Origin of the sequence: Actinomadura bangladeshensis, assembly GCF_004348335.1 — a bacterium.
Lineage (GTDB): Bacteria > Actinomycetota > Actinomycetes > Streptosporangiales > Streptosporangiaceae > Spirillospora > Spirillospora bangladeshensis.
Genome location: NZ_SMJW01000040.1, coordinates 18,767 through 41,918, shown reverse-complemented (window position 1 = coordinate 41,918; position 23,152 = coordinate 18,767). Strand labels below are relative to the sequence as shown.

21 protein-coding genes are annotated in these 23,152 nt (G+C 70.6%); 9 read left to right on the top strand and 12 right to left on the bottom strand.

The window, feature by feature from the left end:
• The 5 genes from E1284_RS10770 to E1284_RS10750 all read right to left on the bottom strand — a co-directional run.
• A partial coding sequence (locus E1284_RS10770) for a universal stress protein (RefSeq protein WP_131938885.1) occupies nt 1-108 on the bottom strand: 108 nt, incomplete at its 3' end.
• A 98-nt stretch (nt 109-206) separates the two neighbouring features.
• Nucleotides 207-620 carry an OsmC family protein gene (locus E1284_RS10765; RefSeq protein WP_131938884.1) on the bottom strand — a complete coding sequence of 138 codons (414 nt, stop codon included), beginning with the start codon at nt 618-620 and terminating at the stop codon, nt 207-209.
• Nucleotides 621-844: 224 nt separating this feature from the next.
• A complete protein-coding gene (locus E1284_RS10760) occupies nt 845-1,408 on the bottom strand; it encodes a DoxX family membrane protein (RefSeq protein ID WP_131938883.1) in 564 nt (187 codons plus the stop codon).
• A 156-nt stretch (nt 1,409-1,564) separates the two neighbouring features.
• Nucleotides 1,565-3,283, bottom strand: a complete 1,719-nt coding sequence (locus E1284_RS10755) for a GAF domain-containing sensor histidine kinase (protein ID WP_131938882.1) — start codon at nt 3,281-3,283, stop codon at nt 1,565-1,567.
• 65 nt (nt 3,284-3,348) lie between these two features.
• A complete protein-coding gene (locus E1284_RS10750) occupies nt 3,349-4,362 on the bottom strand; it encodes an Acg family FMN-binding oxidoreductase (protein ID WP_165965212.1) in 1,014 nt (337 codons plus the stop codon).
• A 200-nt stretch (nt 4,363-4,562) separates the two neighbouring features.
• On the opposite strand from E1284_RS10750, the gene E1284_RS10745 reads away from it, so the two are divergent.
• On the top strand, nt 4,563-5,252 hold the full coding sequence (locus E1284_RS10745; RefSeq protein WP_131938881.1) for a response regulator transcription factor: 690 nt from the start codon (nt 4,563-4,565) through the stop codon (nt 5,250-5,252).
• 57 nt (nt 5,253-5,309) lie between these two features.
• Here the strand turns inward: E1284_RS10745 and E1284_RS10740 are convergent, their stop codons facing one another.
• Nucleotides 5,310-6,185 (bottom strand): universal stress protein, encoded by an 876-nt coding sequence (locus E1284_RS10740; protein ID WP_131938880.1) that lies wholly within the window; start codon nt 6,183-6,185, stop codon nt 5,310-5,312.
• Nucleotides 6,186-6,370: 185 nt separating this feature from the next.
• Between E1284_RS10740 and E1284_RS10735 the strand changes: the two genes are divergently transcribed.
• Together E1284_RS10735 and E1284_RS10730 are read left to right on the top strand one after the other, a co-directional pair.
• On the top strand, nt 6,371-8,788 hold the full coding sequence (locus E1284_RS10735) for a glycoside hydrolase family 65 protein (RefSeq protein ID WP_131938879.1): 2,418 nt from the start codon (nt 6,371-6,373) through the stop codon (nt 8,786-8,788).
• 183 nt (nt 8,789-8,971) lie between these two features.
• Complete coding sequence (locus tag E1284_RS10730; RefSeq protein ID WP_131938878.1) at nt 8,972-9,388, top strand: Hsp20/alpha crystallin family protein; 417 nt, start codon at nt 8,972-8,974, stop codon at nt 9,386-9,388.
• 108 nt (nt 9,389-9,496) lie between these two features.
• Here E1284_RS10730 and E1284_RS10725 read toward each other — a convergent pair whose 3' ends face one another.
• From E1284_RS10725 to E1284_RS10715, 3 genes are all read right to left on the bottom strand, one after another.
• The gene (locus E1284_RS10725; protein ID WP_131938877.1) at nt 9,497-10,357 is read right to left on the bottom strand and encodes a universal stress protein; all 861 of its coding nucleotides are present in this window, start codon (nt 10,355-10,357) and stop codon (nt 9,497-9,499) included.
• A 131-nt stretch (nt 10,358-10,488) separates the two neighbouring features.
• Nucleotides 10,489-11,529, bottom strand: coding sequence for a zinc-dependent alcohol dehydrogenase family protein (locus tag E1284_RS10720; protein ID WP_131938876.1), 1,041 nt, complete (start codon nt 11,527-11,529; stop codon nt 10,489-10,491).
• Nucleotides 11,530-11,619: 90 nt separating this feature from the next.
• Nucleotides 11,620-12,303 carry a DUF4389 domain-containing protein gene (locus tag E1284_RS10715; protein ID WP_131938875.1) on the bottom strand — a complete coding sequence of 228 codons (684 nt, stop codon included), beginning with the start codon at nt 12,301-12,303 and terminating at the stop codon, nt 11,620-11,622.
• Between the two features lie 249 nt (nt 12,304-12,552).
• Between E1284_RS10715 and E1284_RS10710 the strand changes: the two genes are divergently transcribed.
• From E1284_RS10710 to E1284_RS10690, 5 genes are all read left to right on the top strand, one after another.
• Entirely contained in the window at nt 12,553-13,404 is an 852-nt protein-coding gene (locus tag E1284_RS10710) for a universal stress protein (RefSeq protein ID WP_131938874.1), read from the top strand.
• Nucleotides 13,405-13,573: 169 nt separating this feature from the next.
• A complete protein-coding gene (gene gap, locus E1284_RS10705) occupies nt 13,574-14,572 on the top strand; it encodes a type I glyceraldehyde-3-phosphate dehydrogenase (protein ID WP_131938873.1) in 999 nt (332 codons plus the stop codon).
• Nucleotides 14,573-14,753: 181 nt separating this feature from the next.
• A complete protein-coding gene (locus E1284_RS10700; RefSeq protein WP_131938872.1) occupies nt 14,754-15,812 on the top strand; it encodes an NAD(P)-dependent alcohol dehydrogenase in 1,059 nt (352 codons plus the stop codon).
• A gap of 120 nt (nt 15,813-15,932) precedes the next feature.
• Complete coding sequence (locus tag E1284_RS10695) at nt 15,933-16,778, top strand: universal stress protein (RefSeq protein WP_165965211.1); 846 nt, start codon at nt 15,933-15,935, stop codon at nt 16,776-16,778.
• 192 nt (nt 16,779-16,970) lie between these two features.
• On the top strand, nt 16,971-17,570 hold the full coding sequence (locus tag E1284_RS10690; protein ID WP_243714394.1) for a BON domain-containing protein: 600 nt from the start codon (nt 16,971-16,973) through the stop codon (nt 17,568-17,570).
• 102 nt (nt 17,571-17,672) lie between these two features.
• Here the strand turns inward: E1284_RS10690 and E1284_RS10685 are convergent, their stop codons facing one another.
• A complete protein-coding gene (locus tag E1284_RS10685) occupies nt 17,673-18,161 on the bottom strand; it encodes a MarR family winged helix-turn-helix transcriptional regulator (RefSeq protein WP_131938869.1) in 489 nt (162 codons plus the stop codon).
• Between the two features lie 30 nt (nt 18,162-18,191).
• Here E1284_RS10685 and E1284_RS10680 point away from each other — a divergent pair, with 30 nt between their 5' ends.
• Nucleotides 18,192-19,265: a bifunctional NAD(P)H-dependent oxidoreductase/GNAT family N-acetyltransferase gene (locus tag E1284_RS10680; RefSeq protein ID WP_131938868.1), complete on the top strand. Its 1,074-nt coding sequence runs from the start codon at nt 18,192-18,194 to the stop codon at nt 19,263-19,265.
• A 119-nt stretch (nt 19,266-19,384) separates the two neighbouring features.
• On the opposite strand, the gene pntB is transcribed toward E1284_RS10680, so the two are convergent.
• Together pntB and E1284_RS10670 are read right to left on the bottom strand one after the other, a co-directional pair.
• Nucleotides 19,385-20,824, bottom strand: a complete 1,440-nt coding sequence (gene pntB / locus E1284_RS10675) for a Re/Si-specific NAD(P)(+) transhydrogenase subunit beta (protein ID WP_131938867.1) — start codon at nt 20,822-20,824, stop codon at nt 19,385-19,387.
• A gap of 3 nt (nt 20,825-20,827) precedes the next feature.
• Nucleotides 20,828-22,360 carry a Re/Si-specific NAD(P)(+) transhydrogenase subunit alpha gene (locus tag E1284_RS10670; RefSeq protein ID WP_131938866.1) on the bottom strand — a complete coding sequence of 511 codons (1,533 nt, stop codon included), beginning with the start codon at nt 22,358-22,360 and terminating at the stop codon, nt 20,828-20,830.
• Nucleotides 22,361-23,152: the final 792 nt, after the last annotated feature.

Below are 23,152 nucleotides of genomic sequence, written 5' to 3'. Positions count from 1 at the left end.
GTGACACACCGTCAGCGGCAACCGCCGCAACAGCGCCTCCTCCACCGCCCACCGCAAAGCCAGCTCACTCTCGCCGGACCCGTCATAGCCCACCACCACATCGCTCATCACATACCTCCTCAACTCGCCCGAACCCCATCCCACCGCCGGACAGGCCACCGCCACAGAGCCGAAGGACCCCTTTCACCGGGACCTCCGCCTCGGGGTCAGGCGGCCTTGCTCGCAGTTTCGACGTGTACGCCGATTCGCGGCGCATTGAAGATCGAGTTGCGCACCGCGCACATCTCCACGGCCCTGCGCAAGCCGTCAACGGCCTCATCCGGGACCGGGATGCGGGGACGCAGCCACAGGACGATCTGCGACACCCGGGCCGGAACGTCTCCGTTCATGGCGAAGTCAGCGGTGACCTCCAGCCCCTCCGCGGGAAGGCAGTGCCGTACCAGGTGCCTCCGCGCGGAGTGCGCCGCGCAAGCCGCGAGCGACGCGACGAAGAGCTCGACCGGTGTGAGCCCACCGTCCATCCCGCCGGCAGAGTACGGCTGGTCCACATGGAGCACGTGATCGCGGACGAGCACGGCGAAAGCGTCATCGTCCTGATGAACGACCAACATCTCGCTCATCGCGTCATCCCCCTAGCTCGGACTTTTACGCCTTGGCTCCAGCCTCGGCGGTGCGCTGCTCCGCAGGTAAGAGCCATTGGTCCTTCCGACGGAGACCAGACGTCATGGACAAGGGCCTTCCCTCGATTTGCAGGATTTCCCTGCTCTGGCGGTCTTCCCAAGCGGTGACGGCGCGCAACAGGGCGCCCGCCGCGAGGCGGACGCCCTGCTGGGAGCGCGGTCGGCTACTTGAGGATGGGGAACCGCTTGACCAGGCCAGTGCCTGCCCACCAGCGGCCGAGGCCCAGGGTGTCGCCGGCGCTGACCAGGGCCAGCCCGACGATCAGGAGCGCGTAGACGATGTGGTCGTCCATGAACAGGTTGTTCTCCGGGGGCAGGACCGCGGTCCACATCAGGACCAGCAGCGCCGCGCCGCCGGCGGCCGCGACCCGCATCCCGATGCCCAGGATCAGCGCCGCGCCGACCCCGGCCAGCCCGATCATGAACAGCCAGTCCGCCCACGCGGCCCCGGCCAGGTCGTTGTAGAACCCCGCGAACGGGCCCTTGGGCGCGTGCGCCAGGAACCCCTCGGTCGGGCTGCCGCCGTCCAGCCAGCCCTTGCCCGCCGGAGTCTCGTGGCCCAGCCCGAACAGCTTGTCCACGAACGCCCACGCGAAGATCCAGCCCAGCGCCAGCCGGGCCGCGGCCCAGATGTAGCGGGCGGCGGGCGTCTCGGTCAGCGGCTTGGGAGCCACCACCCGGATCAGGGTGCCGCGTCCCGTGTGCGTCTTGTGCTCGGAGACTGCCATCGCCGTCTCACCCTCCATCACATCGCCGGTTTCTGCACTCCTCACTCAACTCCCCCCGGCACCTCGGCCATAGGACCGTTCGGTCCATGATCACAGGGACCAACGTCCCGCGACCGGCGCTTCCGGGACTGAGGGTCGATCCGCCGCGGACCGCGGTCAGACCTGCTTGAGCGGTGCCCGCCAGGTGAGGATCGTGCCGCCGTCCGGGCGGGGACCGGCGGCGAAGGAGCCGCCCAGCTTCTCGGCCCTCTCGGCCATGTTGCGCAGGCCGCTGCGGCGCCCCTCCCCGGGAATGCCGACACCGTCGTCCTCCACGCGCAGCAGCAGATCGTCGTTCACATCGATCGCCACCATGACCTGGGACGCGCGGGCATGCCGGGCGACGTTGGACAGGGCCTCGCGGACGACGGCCTGCAGATGCTCACCGATATCGTCCTCGACCGCGGTGTCCAGCAGACCGTCCAGCCGCACCGACGGAGCGAACCCCAACTGCTCGGCCGCGTCGTCGACCAGAGCATGCACACGGCTGCGCAGCGACTCGGTATCGGCCGGCGCCTGCAACGCGAAAATCGTCGAACGGATCTGGCGCATGGTGTCGTCCAGATCGTCCACCGCCCGCTGGATCCGGACCGCGACCTCCCGCTTCTGCGTGATCTTGATCGCCGCCATCAACGTCATCGCCGTGGCGAACAACCGCTGGATGACCGTGTCGTGCAGATCCTTGGCGATCCGGTCGCGGTCCTCCAGCAGCGCCAGCCGCTCGGTGTCACGGCGCCGGTGGGCCAGCTCCAGCGCCACCGCCGCCTGCCCCGCGAACGCCTCCAGCAGCCGCTGCGACGCCTCCGAGAACACCGGCCCGCCCGGCGGATTGACCACCGACAGCACCCCCAGCGCCGACGACCCGAGCCCCAGCGGCACCACCAGCAGCGGCCCCACCGGCACCCGCGGCGGCACCTCCGCCTTCCGGGCCGCCTCGCCCCCATCCGGCAGCCGCTGCGCGACCCCCTCGTGGAACACCGCCCCGGCCACCGGGTGGTCCCGCGGCACCCGCAACCCGGCGAGCCGTTCGGCGCCCTCGCCGTGCGCGGCCTCCACCACGAACTCCGCGCCGCCCTCCTCCAGCAGCGCCACCGCCGCAAGCCCGGCATCGGTGATCTCACCGGCGCGCTGCGCCACCAGCGCGGTCACCTCGTGCGGATCAGTACCCGACAGCAGCGCCGTGGAGATCTCCGTGGACGCCTGCAGCCACCGCTCCCGGCGCCGCGTCTCCTGGTAGAGGCGCGCGTTCTCGATGGCGACGCCCGCGGCCGTGGCCAGGGCGGTCACCACGACCTCGTCGTCGTCCTCGAACTCCCCGCCGCCGGCCTTCTCGGTCAGGTACAGGTTCCCGAACACCTCGTCCCGCACCCGGATCGGCACCCCCAGGAACCTGCGCATCGGCGGATGGTTCGCCGGGAACCCCACCGAATCGGGATGCCCGCCCAGATCCGCGAGCCGGATCCCGCGCGGCTCACGGATCAGCAGACCCAGGATGCCGCGCCCGTGCGGCCAGTGCCCGATCGCCTCGATCTCGTCCTCTCCCACCCCCACCGTGATGAACTGGACGAGCCGCTCCCCCTCCTCAGCGATCACGCCCAGGGCGCCGTAGCGGGCGTCCACCAGAGTCGTCGCCGCCTCGGTGATCCGCCGCAGCACCGACTCCAGATCCAGCTCGCTGCCGATCGAGACCACGGCCTCCAGCAACGCATGCACCCGGTCACGCGTCGCCCGCGCCGCCTCCAGCCGCGACTGCAACTCGGTCAGCAGATCATCGAGTTGCAGCTGCGGGAGAACCAGCCTCGCCCGATCTCCGCCCGCCTGAGACTCGCCCGCCATAGGCCCAGTATTCCCAATGCCTCCCGCGATGTCAGCTCCGCGACCCATGGGGCCCGCTCACCCGGTCAGGGTTCTTCGATCATGACCTCTTCGACAGGGCGGCGAACCGATCCGAGGTCCTCACCGGCGGCGATGCCGAGTCTCAGCAACATCTGCGGGTACGAACCGCCGCAGAACCGGTCGCGGATGAACACGCGCAGTTCGGGGACTTCGAGGGCCTGGGTGTGGAAGGCCGCCGACAGGCCGCCCTCTGTGGCCCTCAGCAGCGCACGCTGGAGCGCCTGCCCCGCGCGCAGCCAGTCGGCGGGCCCATCGCCGTCTGAGACCAGCAGCAACGTCGACCCGGCCTGCACCGTTTTCCCGTCCTGTGCGGTCTGCGCGCCCCAGCCGTGGCCGCGAGCGAAGTCCCGGGCCGGGAAGTGCGGCCTGGTCTGCGGGACCTGCCGCGGGTAGGCGGCCTCCTGGACACCGTCCGCCCGGGAGGTCCGGGGCGAGGGCGCCCAACGGGCGATCTCCGCCGCATAGGCCGGCGTGCGCTCCTGCACATGCTCGGCCGCCTCGGTCAGAGCCGCCAACGCCCCCTTGACATGAACGTCCACCGCCTCGACCAGCCGAGCCCCCTCACGCTCGGCGTCATGCCGCATGGCCGACAGAACCCCGGCGGGCACCGGATCGGAACCGAACCCGCCCCGATGGGTACGACGCCGCCGCACCTGCGCATGCTCGCCCAAATCCCGCTGATCCGGCCGCTCCCCCGGCTCCAGATGGACATCCGCCAGAAGATGCGGCCGATCGGGATCGGGCAGCAGCCGCACACGCGGCTCGTACCCGAGCGCACGCAGCGAACTCCTCAGGGTGTACAGCGCCGCACCGCAGCTGATCAGCATCTCGCGGCCGTCCGGGTCCGCGACATCGAGACGGCGGTCGATATCCGCGCTCAGGCTGATCCGGGCCCCCCGCACCCCGAAGCGCCACGGCTGCGTGTTGTGCACCGAGGGGGCCCACACCGCGTCCTCGATGGCCGCTCTGACATCCGCCGATACTTGTTCGGACGGATCTACCGCATTGCCGTATTGCATTGGTCACTCCCTCCCAGGCCTGCTGTTCCCATTCATGCCCCGTATGCCGGGCGACCTGCAGGGACGAAGGTCTGTTGCGACGACGGCCCCCTGCGCCCAGTCGGCCGGGAACCCAGGCGACCGCGCAAATCTTCGCCCTCGCGACCCTCCTGCCGACCGGGTAATGTCCAACAAAGCACCAGCGAGATGGGAATGATGGGATGACCAGCCCGAGCCCTGAAGCCACCGGGTCCATCCGGGTGTTCCTGCTGGACGACCACGAGGTCGTCCGCCGCGGGGTGGCCGCACTGCTGTCGGCCGAGGACGACATCGAGATCGTCGGGGAGGCCGGCACCGCCGAGCACGCGCTGGCCCGCATCCCCGCCGCCCGCCCCGACGTGGCGGTACTGGACGTCCGGCTGCCCGACGGCGACGGGGTCGGCGTCTGCCGCGAACTCCGCTCCCAGATGCCCGACCTGGCCTGCCTGATGCTGACCTCCTTCGACGACGAGGACGCCCTGTTCGAGGCCGTCATGGCCGGCGCCGCCGGATACGTCCTCAAGCAGATCCACGGCTCGGACCTGGTCGGCGCCGTCCGCACCGTCGCCACCGGCCAGTCCCTGCTCGACCCCCGCTCCACCGCCCGCATGCTGCAGCGGCTGCGCGACCGCCAGGACAAGCAGGACCCGCTCAAGGGCCTGACCGAGCAGGAGCGCCACATCTTCGACCTCATCGGCGAAGGGCTGACCAACCGGCAGATCGGCGAGCGCCTCTTCCTGGCCGAGAAGACCGTCAAGAACTACATCTCCAACATCTTCGCCAAGCTCGGCATGAGCCGCCGCACCCAGGCCGCCGCCCTCGCCGCCAAGCTCAAGGCCGACTCGGCCCGCCCCGGGAGGCGGCGCGAGTGAGGCGCTGAGGCGACCCCGGCCTGCGAATCGCCGGGTCGTGGGGGACGGACCGCGTTGTCAGGTGACTTGCCGCGGCTGCGGGACGATCGCCACCGCGCACGGAGCGTGGTGCAGCATGGTCGAGCTCGTCGCGCCCAGCAGCAGCGGATCCAGGCTTCCGGTGCCGCGATCGCCCACCACCAGCAGATCGGCTTCCGCGGCCGCCGCCAGCAGGGCCTCGCGAGGACGCTCCAAGAGCAGTGATACCCGCACGGCGACCGTCGGGTAGCGCTGCCTCCAAGGCTGGACGGCCTTGTCCAGCATGGCGGCGCGCGTCTCGAAGAGCTTGCTCTTGTCGGTGAACAGGGGCAGGTCGGCCTCGGGGACGGCCCCGGGTTCCCAGGCCCCGTAGACCACGCGCAGGTCGGAGCCGCGGAGGGCGGCCTCCTCGATCGCGAAGCCCAGAGCCGCGTCCGCACCGGCTGATCCGTCGACGCCGGCCACGATGAGCCCGCGCCGTCCGCCGGCGCCGCGGACGGCGATCACCGGGCGCCGCGTCCGCGCCGGCAGTTGCACCGCGGTGGACCCGTCGAGCAGCTGGTACCGCTCGTGGGAGCCGACGACGATCAGCTCCGCGTCGTCGGACTCGTGGACGAGTGTCTCGGTGACGGGTTCGCGTCTGAGCAGCGTGGAGACTTTGCCTCCCGCTCCCAGGTCGCGGGCTCGCCGGGCGCCTTCGCGCAGCAGGTTCTCACCGGCTCGCTGGACGGTCGCCTCGACACCGGCGTCCGCGTATCCCGGTGGATAGGGCCAATGCCAGCAGTGGCACACGATCAGGTCGAGTTCACGGAGCCGGGACTCCTCGGCCGCCCAGGACAGCGCGGGCTCGTTCTCCTCGGTCCCGTCATAGCCGAACAGGATGTTCGGCCGCTGGGTCCGTGTCAGCGCGGTCATCCGCCCGCCCCCTTTCTCAGGCCATGGACGCAGTTCCAGTCTTGGCAGGCCGCACACACCTCGGAGGGGCCCAACGTCCCGGGGCGGGCAGGTCGTCCGGCACTGCCCGGGAGGGGACGGCCGGTGAGAACGTGACGGTGCCGGGAATGCCCTGCGGACGGCCCTGGAAACTGCGAGAGGTCACCATGGAGCGGTGGATCCTGTCCTATGACGACTACGCCCCTGAAGCCGAGGGGCTGCGGGAAGCCCTGTGCACCTTGGGCAACGGCTACGTCGCCACCCGGGGCGCCGCCGCCGAGACGTCCGCCGACGGCGTCCACTATCCGGGGACCTACATCGCGGGCTGCTACGACCGGCTGCCGGCGGAGATGGACGGGCGGCACACCGACAACGCCGACCTGGTCAACATGCCGAACTGGCTGCCGCTGACCTTCCGCGCCGCCGACGGCGCCTGGTTCGACCCGGACCGCGCCCAGCGGAACGGGCGCCTGCTGTCGTACCGGCAGGAACTCGATCTGCGGCGCGGCGTGCTGACCCGCCTGGTCCGGGTGCGCGACGCACAGGGGCGGACGACACGGGTGGCCCAGCGCCGGATCGTGTCCATGGACGATCCCCACCTGGCCGCGCTGGAGACCACCCTCGTGGCCGAGGACTGGAGCGGCCCGATCCAGATCGAGTCGGCGGTGGACGGACGCGTCACCAACTCCGGAGTGGAGCGGTACCGGAACCTGCCCGGTGCGCACCTGGCACACGAGGAGAGCACCCCGCAGAGCGACCCCGAACTGCTCCTGCTGCGCGCTTCGACCGTCACATCCAGGATCGGTGTCGCCGTGGCGGCCCGCACCCGGGCGTCGGCTCCGGTCGAACGCGCCCACCGCGCCGAAGAAGGCTGGACGGGCCAGGACCTCACCATGCACGTCCGCGAGGGTGTGCCGGTCACGATCGAGAAGGTCGCCGCCGTGTTCACCTCCCGCGACCGCGCCATCGAAGAGCACGGCCGGGCGGCCCTGTCCGCGGCCGCCGACGCCGGTGACTTCGACGCCCTGCTGGAAAGGCACACGCTGGCGTGGTCCCGGCTGTGGCGGCGCTGCCAGCTGAGCGTCGACCACGTCGACGTGCAGCGCGTTCTCAACCTGCACATCTTCCATCTGCTGCAGACGGTGTCGGAGCACATCGTCGACCTCGACGTCGGCGTCCCCGCCCGCGGCCTGCACGGCGAGGCCTACCGCGGCCACGTCTTCTGGGACGAACTGTTCATCCTGCCGTTCCTGACCATGCGGTTCCCCGGGATCGCCCGCGCGCTGCTGATGTACCGGTGGCGGCGCCTGCCCGCGGCGCGCCGCGCGGCGGCCGGGGCGGGCCACCGCGGCGCGATGTACCCGTGGCAGAGCGCGGCCGACGGAGGCGAGGAGACCCAGCGCATCCACCTCAACCCGCGCTCGGGCCGGTGGCTGCCCGACCACTCCCACCTGCAGCGCCATGTCGGGCTGACCATCGCCCACAACGTGTGGCGCTACTACGAGGCGACAGGGGACGCCGAGTTCCTCGCCGAATACGGCACCGAGACCATGCTGGAGATCGCCCGGTTCTTCGCCGACCTGGCCGTCTACGACCGCTCCACCGACCGGTACCGGATCCGCGGCGTCATGGGCCCCGACGAATACCACGACGCCCACCCCGGACGCGACGAGCCCGGCCTGGACGACAACGCCTACACCAACGTCCTCACCGTCTGGGTGCTGCGCCGGGCGCTCGACGCGCTCGCCCTGCTGCCCGAAGACCGCCGCGTGGAACTGCGAGAGCGCCTCGCCCTCACCCGCGAGGAGATCACCCGCTTCGAGGACGTCGCACACAAGATGTACGTTCCGTTCCACGACGGCGTGATCAGCCAGTTCGACGGCTACGCCGACCTGGAGGAGCTCGACTGGGCCGGCTACCGGGAGCGGTACGGCGACATCCGCAGGCTGGACCGCATCCTGGAAGCCGAGGGCGACTCCACCAACCGCTACAAGGCGTCCAAACAGGCCGACGTGCTGATGCTCTTCTACGTCCTGTCCCCCAGCGAACTCGACGACATCCTGCGCCGGCTCGGCTACGGGCACGGCCCCGGCCTCGCCGCCAAGACCATCGACTACTACCTGCCGCGCACCTGCGACGGCTCCACGCTCAGCTCACTGGTCCACGCCTGGATCGTCGCCCACACCGACGGGGACGAGGCCTGGCGGATCTTCCTGGAATCGTTGTTCAGCGACATCACCGACGCCCAGCACGGCACCACCCCCGAAGGCGTCCACCTGGGCGCCATGGCCGGGACCGTCGACCTCGTCCAGCGCTGCCACGCCGGGATCACCACCCGCGGCGGCACCCTGCACCTGGAGCCGCGGCTGCCCTCGGCGATCAGCGAACTCCGCCTCGGCCTCCGCTACCGGGGCCACTGGGGCATCGACCTGACCTGCCGGCAGGACCTGGTCCGCGTGGCACTCCGGCCCGGCGCCGCCTCCCCCATCCGCATCCGCTACGCGGACGAGGACGTCCAGATCCCCCCGGGCGCATCGTGGGAGAGCTCGCTCCAGTACGGCAGGACGGCACCACCCGCCGCCTGACCCCGCTGGGGCACGACCCGAGATGACTTTGGTCCCGGCCGCGGGTGACTCATGGCCGTGGGGGCGATCCGCGTCCGGCGGAAACATGAAGGTGCATGCCACCGATGAGGAGCGCAAGCATCCGGATGCCGACCACGCCCCTCACCCGTGGGTGCCGCTCAGATCCGAGCCGAGGGAGGCATCATGAGCGCACTGGAGCGGCGCGAAACGCGCGGCATCTTCCCCGAACTGTTCGACTGGATCGAGTCGCCGTTCACCGTGTTCCGCACCGGGACCGGCCAGGCCATGCGGGTCGAGAACTACATCGACGAGGGCGACCACGTCATCCGCGCCGAGCTGCCGGGCATCGACCCCGACAAGGACGTCGAGATCACCGTCACCGGAGGTGTCCTGCGCATCCACGCCGAGCGCCACGAGGAGAAGAAGGAGGGCCACCGGTCGGAGTTCCACTACGGCTCCTTCACCAGGTCCTTCACCCTCCCGGCCGCCACCGAGATCGACGCCATCAAGGCGTCCTACGACAAGGGCATCCTCACCGTCCGGGTGCCGATGCCCAAGGCCGCCAAGGCCGAGGCCAAGCGGATCACCGTCGAGAAGTGAGACCGGCGGGCGGAGGGCATCGCATCGAGAACTCGGTTCGATGCCCTCCGTTCTCGTTCGCGCCCGGTTCAGGCCGGAGCACAGGCCGGAGCCATCGGCACGTCGGCCTCACACCCCGGTGGGACAGGAGACCACTGCGACCGGGCAGTGCGCGTGGTGGATGAGCGCGTGCGTCACCGCGTGGCTGCGCGCCACCGGCAGGCCCGTGCGCGGGTGCGTGCCGGCGATCACGAGGTCGACGTCGCGGGACGCGGTGACGAGGGCGGCGGCGGGATTGTCCTGGACGATGTCCTCGACGACGTCCACACCCGGGTGGAGCTTGCGCATCGGGGCGTGCGCCTCGATGACGCGCCACCGCGCCCGCTCCTCGATGCGCCGCAGGTCGGCTCCCGCGCCGGGCTCGTCCAGCGCTTCGGGGAACGGCCAGGCGTGCACGATCCGGAGCCTGGCGTTGCGCGCCGCGGCGGCCCGGAAGGCGTACTCCAGGGCCGCGGAATCGTCTCCGAGGCCGATGCCCACGGCGATCTCGCCCCGCCCCGCCGCCGGTTCGCCGCGTACGAGCACCACCGGGGACACGGCGTTGCGGACGACTCCGAGCCCGACCGACCCCAGCAGGAGCCCGGCGAAGCCGCCGAGGCCGCGGTGCCCCACCACCAGCTCGAACGACTCCCTGGAGTGCTCGGCCAGCACCTGGACGGTCCGTCCGGACGCCAGTTCGACGCCCACCTGCACCTCGGGCCGGCGGGCGTGGGCGATGCGCTCGGCACCCGCGAGCACCTCGCCGCCCGTGCGGGACAGCGAGCCCGCCTCCCCGGGCGCGAGGGTCAGCGGCACGTCGAACGGCCATTTCTCGATGGCGTGGACGATTCTCAGGTCGCTCTTGTACCGGGCCGCCTCGTCGGCCGCCCAGGCCACCGCGTGCTCGGACGGGGCCGAGCCGTCGGCGCCGACGACGATCGGATTGGACATGATCAACGCCTCCTTTCACACCTTCAAGGGCTGCCCTTGCACCCGCTCCCACCCCGGCAGCCGCCGTCGTCCCGGGGCGGAGGCGGGGAACTGCGGCCACCACGGGGATGACCGCAGGTCCCATCGTTGAATCAGCGGGTCAGGACGACCTTGAGCGCGCCGGTGTCGGCGGCGTCGCCGAAGACGTCGTAGGCCTTGATGAACTCCTCCATCGGGAAGTGGTGGGTGATGAACCGTCCGGCGTCGAGCTGACCGCCGGCGACCAGCCGCAGCAGGGTGGGCGTGGAGTAGGTGTCCACCAGCCCCGTGGTGATCGTGATACCGCGGATCCACTGCTCTTCCAGGTGCAGGGTGGCCGGGCCGCCGTGCACACCGATGTTGGCGATCCGCCCGCCCGGCCGGGCCAGCGCCACCGCCGCCTCGAAGGTCGCGGGCACGCCGACGGCCTCGATCGCCACGTCCGCGCCCAGCCCGCCGGTGAGCTCACCGACGGCCGCGAGCGGATCCTGCCGGGAGTTGTTGACCGTCACATCGGCGCCGAACCGCTTGGCCGCCTCCAGGCGGCTGTCGGCCAGGTCGATCGCGATGACCCGGCTGGGGCTGAACAGCCGCGCTCCCATGATCGCCGACAGCCCGATCGGGCCGGCGCCCACGACCGCGACCACATCCCCCGGGCGCACGGCGCCGTTGAGGACACCGACCTCGTACCCCGTCGGCAGGATGTCGGCCAGCATCAGCACATCCTGGGCGGGCACCCCGCCCGGGAGCGGATGGACCGAGGTGTCGGCGAACGGCACCCGCACGTACTCCGCCTGCGTCCCGTCGATCTTGTGCCCGAGGATCCACCCGCCACCGCCCACGCACAGCCCGTAGCGGCCCTCCCGGCAGAACCGGCAGGTTCCGCAGGCGGTGATGCACGACACCAGCACCTGATCGCCCGGCTTGACCGTCCGCACACCCGCGCCGACCGCCTCGACCGTCCCGACCGCCTCATGCCCCAGGATCCGCCCGTCGGTCACCGCCGGGACATCGCCCTTGAGAATGTGCAGATCCGTCCCGCAGATGGTCACCGCGTCGACGCGCACGATCGCGTCGCCGTCCTCGACGATCCGCGGCTTGGGCACTTCCTCCCACGCCTTGTTCCCAGGGCCGTGGTACACCAGCGCTCGCATGATGCGCCTCCTCCATCGATTCGGCTGGAACTCCAGAGTCGAACCCGCCGGCACGGCACCGGCAGTGGCCAACGTCCCGGGACACGGGCGCTAGCGTCCCTGCCCGGCCATCTCGGTGTGCGTCGCCGGCTCCGCTCCGCCCATGTCGAGCCGGAACGGCGGGTACCGGTCGGTCATCAGAAAGGCGTAGGCGGCCACCCGCAGCGTCCAGCGGTTCATGCCCATGACGAAGCCGAAGACACCGCGCAGGTAACGCGTGGTGAACAGCAGCGCGACGGCCGCGATCAGGACCAGCACCCCGACCAGGCCGGGGACGTTCCGGCTGCCATCGTCTGAGCCGAAGCCGATGCCTCCGCCGGTGAACAGGGCGATGACGAGGTAGTGCGGGATCGCCAGCAGCCACCACTTCACCAGCACCAGCCCCCGCGACAACCGCTCCGGGTAGTCGATGTCCAGGCGGGCCGGATAGTCGGGGACGTCCTTCAACGTGAAGGGCGGGTACTGGTCGGTCGCCAGCGCGCCGTACCCGTAGAAGGCCACCCGCCACACCCAGCGCAGAACACCGAGATTGAACTCGAAGACCGACCGGGGATAGCGGCCTGTGAACAGGATCGCGAAGAACGCGACCACGGTCAGCACCGCGAACGCGATCCCGAGGAAGAACAGCACGATGTAGTGCGGAATCAGCAGCAGCCACTTCAGCAGCCACAGCCATCGCGACAGCGGCTCATCCAGCCGACCGTCCACCCGGACCGGGATCTCACGACCGTTCATATCGGCCTCCACGGGTCTAGCGCCCCGGCCATGCGGTGACGACCGGGCACCACCTACTGCGACCGTCGTCGCCATGGCCGTCGAACTGTAGGGAGATAGGTCCCTTTCCCTCCGGGACCTAGGTCATCCCGTCCTTTGGGGACGTTGGTCCCCGGTCCGGCCGGACCAACGGGGGTGGAGGGAGGGGCCGGCAGCGGAGACATTGGGTCCTGGAAGGGCATCCGACCCGGCAGGAACGGCGGCCGCACGATGAGAGCTGACCATGACACCAGGCCTTGGAGAGAGCCCGGCCTGCTCGTCGGCTATGACGACTCCGATGACGCACGCTTCGCGCTGGGATGGGCGCTCGCCGAGGCACGGCTGCGGCACTGCGCCGTCACCGTCTGCGGCGTTTGGAGTCCGCCATGGGACGCGGGCATCGACGACCTGACCGCCGGCCTGTTCCGCAGCGGGGAGAGCCGCATCATTGGTGACGCCGTCGCCATGGCCCGCCGCTGGGAACACGGGATCCCCGTGCACCCCTTGCTCCTGCGAGGGTTCCCGGTGACCGAGCTGAGGCACGCGAGCTCGCAGGCGGACCTGCTCGTCGTCGGTTCACGCGGGCACGGCGCCATCGGCCGCGTACTGGGCTCGGTGAGCGCCGGTGTCGCCGCGCACGCCCTGTGCCCCGTCGTGATCGCACGACCTCCCCTCGCGCATCGGCCGGGAACGCCCATCGTGGCCGGGTTCGACGGTTCCGATCTGGCACGGCGGGCGCTCGAGATCGCCTATGCGGAAGCCGAACTGCACAACGCCCCGCTCGTCGTCCTGCGCGCCCTTCTACCGGGCACGGGCTGTGACGACGACCCGGCGGGACCCGGACTCGACCTGGAGATCGACAGGCTCGGTGCCGACCACCCATCGGTGCGATGCCGGGTGGGAACGAGTCCCGGCAAACCCCGCGACGTACTGCTGGAGGCCGCCCGGGACGCGAGGATGCTGGTCGTCGGATCGCGCGGCGCCGGCGGAGTCCGCGGTCTGGTGCTGGGCTCGGTCAGCCAGCACCTGGTCCACCATGCGCCCTGCACGATGGTCATCGCTCACCATCGCGGCGCGCCTTAGGGCGCGTCCAGGGCCGAAGGTCTCTTCTCCCGGGCCGCTCCGCGGACGCACACCGCGACGAAGGTCCCTGGCGTCGCCCACTCGGTTCCACCGAGCCTGGAGGGGTCGCGGAACCATGCCGGCCGGGGAGAGTCCTTGAGCCGGCACCGGCCAACCCTTGGGAGACGAGATGCCCGCCCCGGTAGGAATCAATGGCTTCGGGCGCATCGGACGCAATTACCTGCGTCTGGCGCTGGAGCGCGGTCGTGAGGTCGCCGCCATCAACGACGTCACCGACACCGCCACGCTCGCGCATCTGCTGATGTACGACTCCACCTATGGCCGGCTCGGCCGGACGGTCGAGCACGACGACGCGGCGCTGATCGTCGACGGCCACCGCATCCCGGTCACCGCCCACCGCGATCCCGCCGACCTCGACTGGGGCGCGGCCGGTGCCGAGATCGTGATCGAGTCCACCGGCCGGTTCCGGCGGCGCGAGGACGCCGCCGCGCACCTGAAGTCCGGCGCCCGCAAGGTCATCCTCTCCGCCCCCGGCAAGGACGCCGATGCCACGCTCGTGATGGGGGTCAACGAGCACGTCTACGACCCGGAGCGGCACACCGTCATCTCCAACGCGTCCTGCACGACCAACTGCGTCGCCCCCATGGCCAAAGTGCTGCACGACACGTTCGGGGTGGCCAAGGGCTACATGACCACCATCCACGGCTACACCAACGACCAGAACCTTCTCGACTCACCGCACAAAGACCTGCACCGCGCGCGGTCCGCTGCCGTGAACATGATCCCCACCAGCACGGGCGCCGCCCGCTCCGTGGGCGCGGTGATCCCCGAGTTGCATGGACGGTTCGACGGCATGGCCCTGCGCGTGCCCGTCGAGGACGGATCCCTGGTCGATCTCGCCTGCCTGCTCGACCGCCCGGCGACCGCCGACGAGATCAACGCGGCCTTCGAACGGGCCGCCGACGGCCCGCTCGCCGGAATCATCCGGTACAACACGCACCCGATCGTGTCCCGCGACGTGATCGGCGACCCGGCCTCCTGCGTCTTCGACGCCCCCCTCACCCAGTCCAGCGGCGATCTGGTGAAGGTGTTCGGCTGGTATGACAACGAGTGGGGCTACACGTGCCGTCTCGCCGACCTCGCCGACCACGTCGCCGCCCGCCTCTGACGGCGCTTAGATCACCATCGCGGCGTCGTCGGCCGGCCTCCTTTACCCCGCAGTCCGGCATGCGGGCCGAGTAAGGGGGCACGTGCACTCCGACTCATCCCGGGGTCCGGATGGGACCTTCGTCCGTTGCGCACACGGTGTGCGAAGTATTCGCTGGTAAGCGAGGGGAAGGAGAAGGACGATGCGAGCATTGCGACTGCGGGAATGGAAGTCCGATCCAGTGTTGATCGACGTCCCGGATCCCGAGCCCGGCCCCGGGCAGGTCGTCATCCGGGTCGGCGGCGCAGGGGCATGCCACTCCGACCTGCACCTGATGCACGAGTTCGAGGGCGGGCTGCTCCCCTGGGGACCTCCGTTCACCCTGGGGCATGAGAACGCCGGGTGGGTGGTGGCACTCGGTGACGGCGTGTCCGGGCTCCAGGTCGGGCAGCCCGTCGCGGTCTACGGACCGTGGGGCTGTGGGACGTGCGCGCGCTGCCGCCTCGGCGCGGAGAACTACTGCGAGGACCCGGCGAACGCCCCCGTGCCGTCCGGCGGTGGCGGCCTCGGCCTCGATGGCGGCATGTCCGAGTACATGCTCGTTCCCGACGCCCGCCTCCTCGTCCCGCTGCCCGACGGACTGGACCCGGCGAGCGCGGCGCCGCTCACCGACGCCGGCCTCACGCCTTACCACGCCATCCGCCGTTCCTGGCCGAAACTGCCGCCCGGCGCGACCGCCGTCGTGATCGGCACCGGCGGGCTGGGGCACCTGGCCATCCAGATCCTCAAGGCCACCACCGCCGCGACGGTCATCGCCGTTGACACGCGCACCGAAGCCCTCGATCTCGCGCTGAAGAACGGCGCCGACCTGGCCCTCCCGTCCAACGACGGCACGGCCGCGAGCATCCGCGACTCGACCGGTGAGCACGGCGCGGACGTGGTTCTGGACTTTGTCGGCGCGGACGCGACCCTCGCCATGGCGGCGGCCGCCGCCCGGACGCTCGGGGACGTGACCATCGTCGGCCTCGGTGGGGGCACCCTGCCGCTGTCCTTCTTCTCCGTTCCCTACGAGGTATCCCTCCAGACGACCTACTGGGGCACCAGGCCCGAACTCGTCGAGGTCCTCAATCTGGCCGCGCGCGGGCTGCTGCGACCCGACATCGTCCAGTTCCCGCTGGAAGAGGCCATGGACGCCTACCGGCAGATGCAGAATGGAGAGCTCACCGGGCGGGCGGTGATCGTTCCTTCGCAACACCGGTAGCGGACGCGCCGACGACGCTGCGGGCCAACGGGGAAGGAAGATCAGCCGAGCGGCGAAGAGTGTGCGGATCTCGCGGCTCAGGCTTGCCGGTCGCCACGAAGATTGAAATGGGGGATCCCGTTGTCCGCACCGATCGTCGCCGGCACCGATGGGTCCGATGGGTCGGCACGCGCCCTCGACTGGGCCGCCGCCGAAGCCACCTTGCGGGAACGTCCGCTGAAGATCGTCCACACCGTTGGAGGCCGGCCGTACGAGAAAGCGCCCGTCGCACGAGACGAGGCCGCCGCGTCCATGGCCCGTGCAGGCAGAATGCTCTTGGGGGCCGCCGTCGAACACGTCCAGGAGCGGTGGCCGGGCCTTGCAACGACGACCACTCTGGCGAGCGGGGAGCCTTGGAGGGCTCTGAGCGCGCAGTCGGAGGAGGCGTTCGAGCTCGTACTGGGAAGTCGCGGCCAGGGCGGTTTCGCCGGGTTGGCGCTGGGCTCCACGAGCCTGCGCATGGCCGAGCGGTCCACCATCCCGGTGGTGATCGTGCGCGAGGGCGCCTTCGACGACGGTGACATCCTCGTGGGCGTCGACCCGGTGCGCGACGTCGGCGCGATCCTCGACTACGCCTTCGACGCCGCCGAGTCCCACCATGCCCGACTCCGTGTTGTCCACGCGTGGCAGACGCTCGCGACCTTCATCGCGGCCGGTTACGCCGATGCCGAGCAGATCGAGGCGGAGTTGAGGAAGGAGGTCATGGCCGCCTGCCGGCCACTTCGACGTCGCCACCGCGAAGTCGACGTAGTCGTCGACATCGTCTTGGAACACCCAGTGGCCGCTTTGTCCAAGGCCTCGCGCACGGCCCGGTTGCTCGTGGTCGGTGCCCACGACTGGCGCTGGAGCTCGCCCCAACTCGGTTCCGTCAGCCACGGGGTCCTGCATCACGCGCAGTGCCCGGTCGCGATCGTTCCCGCCTGCTGATCTTCACCCCCACTGTCCAGCGCCCGGTTCCCCTCCAAGCCCGCTTTCGCCGCTATCGGCAGGACTTTCGTCGGGGGTTTCGGGACCTCCATCCTCTGGTACGGGTAGTACGGTCCGATCAGGCTCGATCACGAAGGGTAGATCTTGGAAGAAGGGCCAAGCCGGATGAAGCGCCCGACAGTGGAAACGGTCATGACATCCGACGTCGTGACGGTAGCGTCCGACGCCTCCATCAAGGAGGTCATCGCAACTCTCGCCGACCACGGGATCAGCGGAGCCCCCGTTGTGGACGCGGAGAGGCGCGTCATCGGCGTGGTCACCGAAGCTGATCTCCTCATGCTGGAACGAGCCGAAGCCCGCACTGCCGGGAAGGCCATGAGTTCACCCGCCGTCACCACGACTGCGGGCACCACGGTCACCGAAGCGGCCCGATCCATATGCCGCCACGGCTTCAAGCGGCTCCCGGTCGTGGACCCCGATGGCCGGCTCGTGGGCATCGTCAGCCGCGCCGACCTGCTGAGCGTCTTCTTGAGAACGGACGCGCAGATCCACAGCGAGGTGACCCACGAGATCGTCATCCAGAGTCTCTGGCTCGACCCCGCAGAGGTGGAGGTCAGCGTGCGCGAGGGTGTGGTGACCCTGCGGGGCCGCGTGCCGCTCGCGAGCCTCATCCCGATCGCCGAACGCCTCACGGCCTCCGTCTACGGCGTCGTCCAGGTGATCAACGAGCTCGACTATGACGAGGACGACAGCGCCCGCCCGCACCCGCGCCGCGCGGGTCCAGCGGCATAGCCAGGTCGTCCCGCACAGAGTCCACGGCCACAGTTCCGCAGACAGGAGCGGCTGACTCCCAGGTACGCGAACTGGACGAGTGACTTGTCGCCCTTGGCGCGGTCAGGACTTGGGTGGCCGGTGCGGTCCGTCTGGGGCCTTCACCTTGGCGGCGATGTGCTCCAGGGCGGCGAGGTCGTCCGGGGTCAGAAGATCGATGAAATGGTGGCGCACCGATTCCACGTGTGCGGGGGCGGCGTCCATCAGGGTGTCCAGGCCGCGTTCGGTGAGGACGAGGAGGCAGCCCCTTCCGTCGGCCGGGTCGGGCACGCGGCTGATGAGGCCGCGCGCCTCCATGCGGGAGGCGTGCCGGGACAGGCGGCTGCGCGACCAGCCCATCTTCGCGGCCTGGCCGTGCAGGGTGCCGGCGTGGTCCGGCCGTTCCGACAGCGTGCTGAGCACCTCGTAGTCGGGCTCGGAGAGGCCGGCGCGGGCCAGGTCGCGCGCGGTGCCGGTCTGGACGGCGATCACCATGCGGCGGAAGGCCCGCCACGCCCGTTCCTCGTCTGCGGTCAGCCAGCGCACGGGCTCATGCGAGGGTTTCATTGACATGTAAACAACCTATCCGCTAGTTTCGTTTACATGTCAACGAAACGGGCTCGCATCCTCGTACTGGTGTGCAGCACCCGCCCCGGCGCCCTCGGCCCCGCGGTGGGAGCATGGCTGACCCGGACGATCACGCCCCGCGCCGCCGAACTCGGCGCCGAACTGGTGCCGCTGGCCCTCGCCGACCTCGACCTCCCGTTCCTCGACGAGGAGGAGCATCCGTCCGCGGGCGTGTACCGCCACGAGCACACGCGCAGGTGGAGCGCGATCGTGGACGCCGTGGACGGCCTCATCGTCGTGACGCCGGAGTACAACTACGGGATGCCGGCGTCCTTGAAGAACGCGCTGGACTACCTCTCCGGCGAGTGGGCGTGGAAACCGGTCGGTTTCATCAGCTACGGCAACACCTCGGCGGGCACGAGGGCCGTGCAGCACGCCAAACAAGTGGTGACCACGCTGCGCCTGGTACCGCTGGGATCCACGGTCGCGCTGCGCATCGCCGACGTCGTGCGCGACGGGCAAGTGCGCCCCGCCGCCGCTGCCGGCGAGGCCGCGATCGCCGTCCTGGACGAACTGGTCCGGGTCGCGCACGCGCTCCGGTCGATGCGGGAGCGGGCGCGGCCCACCTCGCCGGCCGGCCCCGAACCGGGATCCTACCTGCGGCGATTGACGCCGGACGACGCCCCCGAGGTGACCGTCCTGCAACGGTGCTGCTGGGTGGAGGAGGCCCTCGCCAACGACCCCCTGACCGTCCCCGCGCTGCACGAGTCCGTGGAGCAGGTACGCGACTGGCTCGCGGACTGGCACGCGATCGGGCTATGGCGCGACGGCCGGCTCCTCGGCATGGTGCGCACCCGCCGCGACGACGCCGAATGGCACGTGGGACGGCTCGGCGTCGTCCCCGATCTGCGCGGGCGCGGCCTGGGACGCTGGCTGCTCCGTGAGGCGGAGGCCGCCGCCGACCCGGCCTGCCGCCACATCGTGCTGTCCACGGGAGCGGGCAGCCGGAACAACATCGCGCTCTACCAGAGCGAGGGATACCGGCCGGCCCCCCGCCCCGGCGAGGACGGCACCATCCGCCTCACCAAGACGCCCCTCGCCACTGGCTGAGCAGCCGGCCGAGCAGAGGGCTTGCCCGCCGACTCGGCGTCAGTTCGTTCGCTGAGGTTTCCAGGTGCCGACCGGTGGGGTGTCCTGTATGAAGTTCAGGGTCGTGTGGCGGTCTCGGGTCAGGCGACGGGGGTGAGGTGTTCGAGGGCACGGAGGATGCCGTCGACCTGCTCCTTTGCGTCGCCGAAGAGCATGCGGGTGTTGTCGCGGAAGAAGAGCGGGTTCTGGACGCCGGCGTATCCCGTGGCCATGGAGCGTTTGAACACGATGACCCGCCGGGCGTTCCAGACCTCGAGGACGGGCATGCCGGCGATGGGGCTCGCCGGGTCCTCTTCGGCGGCCGGGTTGACGATGTCGTTGGCGCCGATCACCAGGACCACGTCGGTGGAGCCGAAGTCGTCGTTGATCTCGTCCATCTCCAGCACCAGGTCGTAGGGCACCTTGGCCTCGGCGAGCAGCACGTTCATGTGGCCGGGAAGGCGGCCGGCGACCGGGTGGATGCCGAATCTGACCTGGGCGCCGAGGTCGCGCAGCCGCGCGGTCAGCGCGGCGACGGGGACCTGGGCCTGCGCGACGGCCATGCCGTAGCCGGGCACGATGATCACCGAGGAGGCCGCGGTGAGCGCTTCGGCGGCCTCCGCGGCGCTGATCTCCCGGTGCCGTCCGTGCTCGGCACCGGACGCGGCGGGCGCCTCGAGGCCGAATCCGCCGGCGATGACCGACAGGAACGAGCGGTTCATCGCCTTGCACATGATGGCCGACAGGTAGGCGCCGGAGGAGCCCACCAGCGCGCCCACGATGATCAGGAGGTCGTTGCCGAGCAGGAACCCGGACGCGGCGGCCGCCCAGCCGGAGTAGCTGTTCAGCATGGACACCACCACCGGCATGTCGCCGCCGCCGATGGACGCGACCAGATGCCAGCCGAGCAGCAGCGCCACCGCGGTGACCGCGACGAGCTGCCACGGCCGGGGCTCGACGACGAAGGCGGCGGTGAGCACGGCGAACACGACGAGCGCCGCGACGTTGAGCAGGTTCTTGCCCGGCAGCATCAGCGGCGCGGACTTCAACCTGCCCGACAGCTTGCCGTAGGCCACGACCGAGCCGGTGAAGGTGACGCCGCCGACGAGGACGCCGATGAAGACCTCGGCGCTGTGGATGCCGAGCATGCCCTCGCGGGCGAGCGCCGCCGCCTCCGTCCCCTCCGGGTGGTGCTCGACGTGCAGGTAGCCGCTCCAGCCGACTAGGACCGCGGCCAGCCCGACGAAGCTGTGCAGTAGCGCGATGAGCTCGGGCATCGCGGTCATCTCCACCGACCTGGCCCGCTGCAGTCCGATCAGCGCGCCGACCGCGACCGCGGCCACGAGCAGTCCGAATGCGGGGAGGCCGATGCCGTCGTCGATGGTGAGGGCGATGGTGGCGACGAGCGCCACGGCCATGCCGAGCATGCCGTAGGTGTTGCCCAGGCGCGCGGATTCGTGCCGTGAGAGCCCGGCCAGCGCGCGGATGAAGAGCAGCGCCGCGACGATGTACGCCGCGGTCGCCGCGGTTGCGACCGTCATTTCCTAGCTCCTGATGAACATGGCGAGCATGCGGCGGGTGACCGCGAATCCGCCGAAGACGTTGATGCTCGCGAGCAGGATCGCCGCGAGTGAGAGGACGGTGATCGCAGCGCTTCCCGTGCCGATCTGCACCAGTGCTCCGACCACGATGATCCCGGAGATCGCGTTGGTCACCGACATCAGCGGGGTGTGCAGTGCGTGGTGCACGTTCCCGATCACGTAGTAGCCGATCACGATGGCCAGCGCGAACACGGTCAGATGCACCTGCAGCACCGCCGGCGAGACCGCGATCAGGCCGAACACCCCGGCGGCCGCGATGGCGGCTCCGAGCCGGCGCGGCACCGGTCTCGTACTGCGGGCCGGCTCGTCCGCCCCGGCCTCGGACCGCACCGGTTGGACGGCCGCCGGTGCCGCCGACACCGCCACCGGGGGCGGCGGCCAGGTGAGCTCCCCCTCGCGGACGACGGTCATCGAGCGCTGCACGACGTCGTCGAAGTCCAGGACGAGTTCGCCGTCCCGCTGCGGGGTCATCAGCTGTATCAGGTTGACCAGGTTGGTGCCGTACATCTGGGACGCCTGCGCGGGCAGCCGTCCGGCCAGGTCGGTGTAGCCGAGGATGATCACGCCGTTCCCGGTGACCACCCGCTCGCCGGGCACCGTCCCCTCGACGTTGCCGCCGTTGGCCGCGGCCATGTCGACGATCACCGAACCCGGCCGCATCGCCGCCACCATCTCTGCGGTGATCAGCTTCGGCGCGGGCTTCCCGGGGATGAGCGCGGTGGTGACGACGATGTCGACGTCACGGCACTGCTCGGCGTACAGCGCGGCGGCGCGGACGTTGTAGTCGTCCGACATCTCCTTGGCGTAGCCGGTGCCCGGAGCGTCGTCCGGCTCGGGCTCGGCGACGGCGAGGTAGTCGCCGCCGAGCGAGCGCACCTGGTCGGCGACCTCCGGCCGCGGGTCGGTGGCCCGGACGATCGCGCCCAGGCTGCCGGCCGCGCCGATCGCCGCGAGCCCGGCGACACCGGCCCCCGCGACCAGCACCTTCGCCGGCGGCACCTTGCCCGCCGCGGTCACCTGACCCGTGAAGAACCGCCCGAACTCGTGCGCGGCCTCGATCACCGCCCGGTACCCGGCGATATTGGCCATCGAGGAGAGCACGTCGAACGACTGCGCCCGGGAGATCCGCGGCACCGCGTCCAGGGACAGTGCCGTGATGGGACGCTCGGCGAGGTCCTCCACCAGGTCCGGTCTGAACCGGGGGCTCAGCAGGCCGATCAGCGTGGCGCCCGGTCGCAGGGCGTCCAGTCGCCCGGGTGAGGGCGGGGCGACCCCCAGCACCACGTCCGCGGCCTCCGCGTCGCCGATGGCGGCACCCGCGGCCTCGTACCGGTCGTCGGGGAAGCCCGCGCCGGCTCCGGCGCCGGACTCGACGATCACCTCGTACCCGAGCTTCTGCAGTCGAGTAACGGTGTCCGGCGTCACCGCCACCCGCCGCTCGCCGGGCGCGTCCTCCTTGAGGATTCCAACGATCATGACAACCACCTATCTCCCGCACATCAGCGATGTGAGCGCGCAGTACGGGCCATCGCGCCGGGTTGCCGGGGGCGCCTGCCCGCCAGTCCGGACGTGGACGAGCGGACGGCGCCAAGTATCTCGGCATCAAGGTAATTCTGCCGCGAGCCGGACCGCTTCCGCTACGTACTGTGTGCCAGTCTTCGGCGCGAAAGTTGGGCACTTGCGTACTGTCCTGTGAAAACACAGCGGCCCGGTTCAGCGGCGACCGACGGGCCGGCCGGCGCCGGCTCCTCCCGCCGGCCCACCCGCAGCCCTGTACCTCCCGGGGACGATCGGAGTTCCCGGCACGGTGAAGCAGCGCGGTTGCCTGCGCGGCCGGAGCACTCGCCGCCGACGCAGAGAACCGGCAGTGTGATCTACGAAACTCTGTAGCGGCCAAGGTAGTTTTTCAACCGGGAAGCGGGTAGTGTTCCTGTCATCGAAGAGAGACGAGTCCATGAGGACCGGCAGAGGACGAACTGCCGGAAGACACGGAAGACACCGGCCGGGCGTGCCGGGGCCAGCGCAGTGGAAGGGGCCCGGCAGCCGGTCGGCCCGGCGGCCAACGGGCCGCCGGGGGCAGTGCACAGCACAACGCAGTAAGAACACGCAGTACCGGTAGTGATGTCGAGGAAAGGAGGGTTCGACGCCATCGGGATCGCCCGTCGCAGGCTCCAGTCACGCCGCGCGGGTACCGCAGCTCCACAGATTGGACGGTGGTCTACGGTCACGCATACGCGATCCCCGCATCCCCGCCCCCATCCGGGCGGC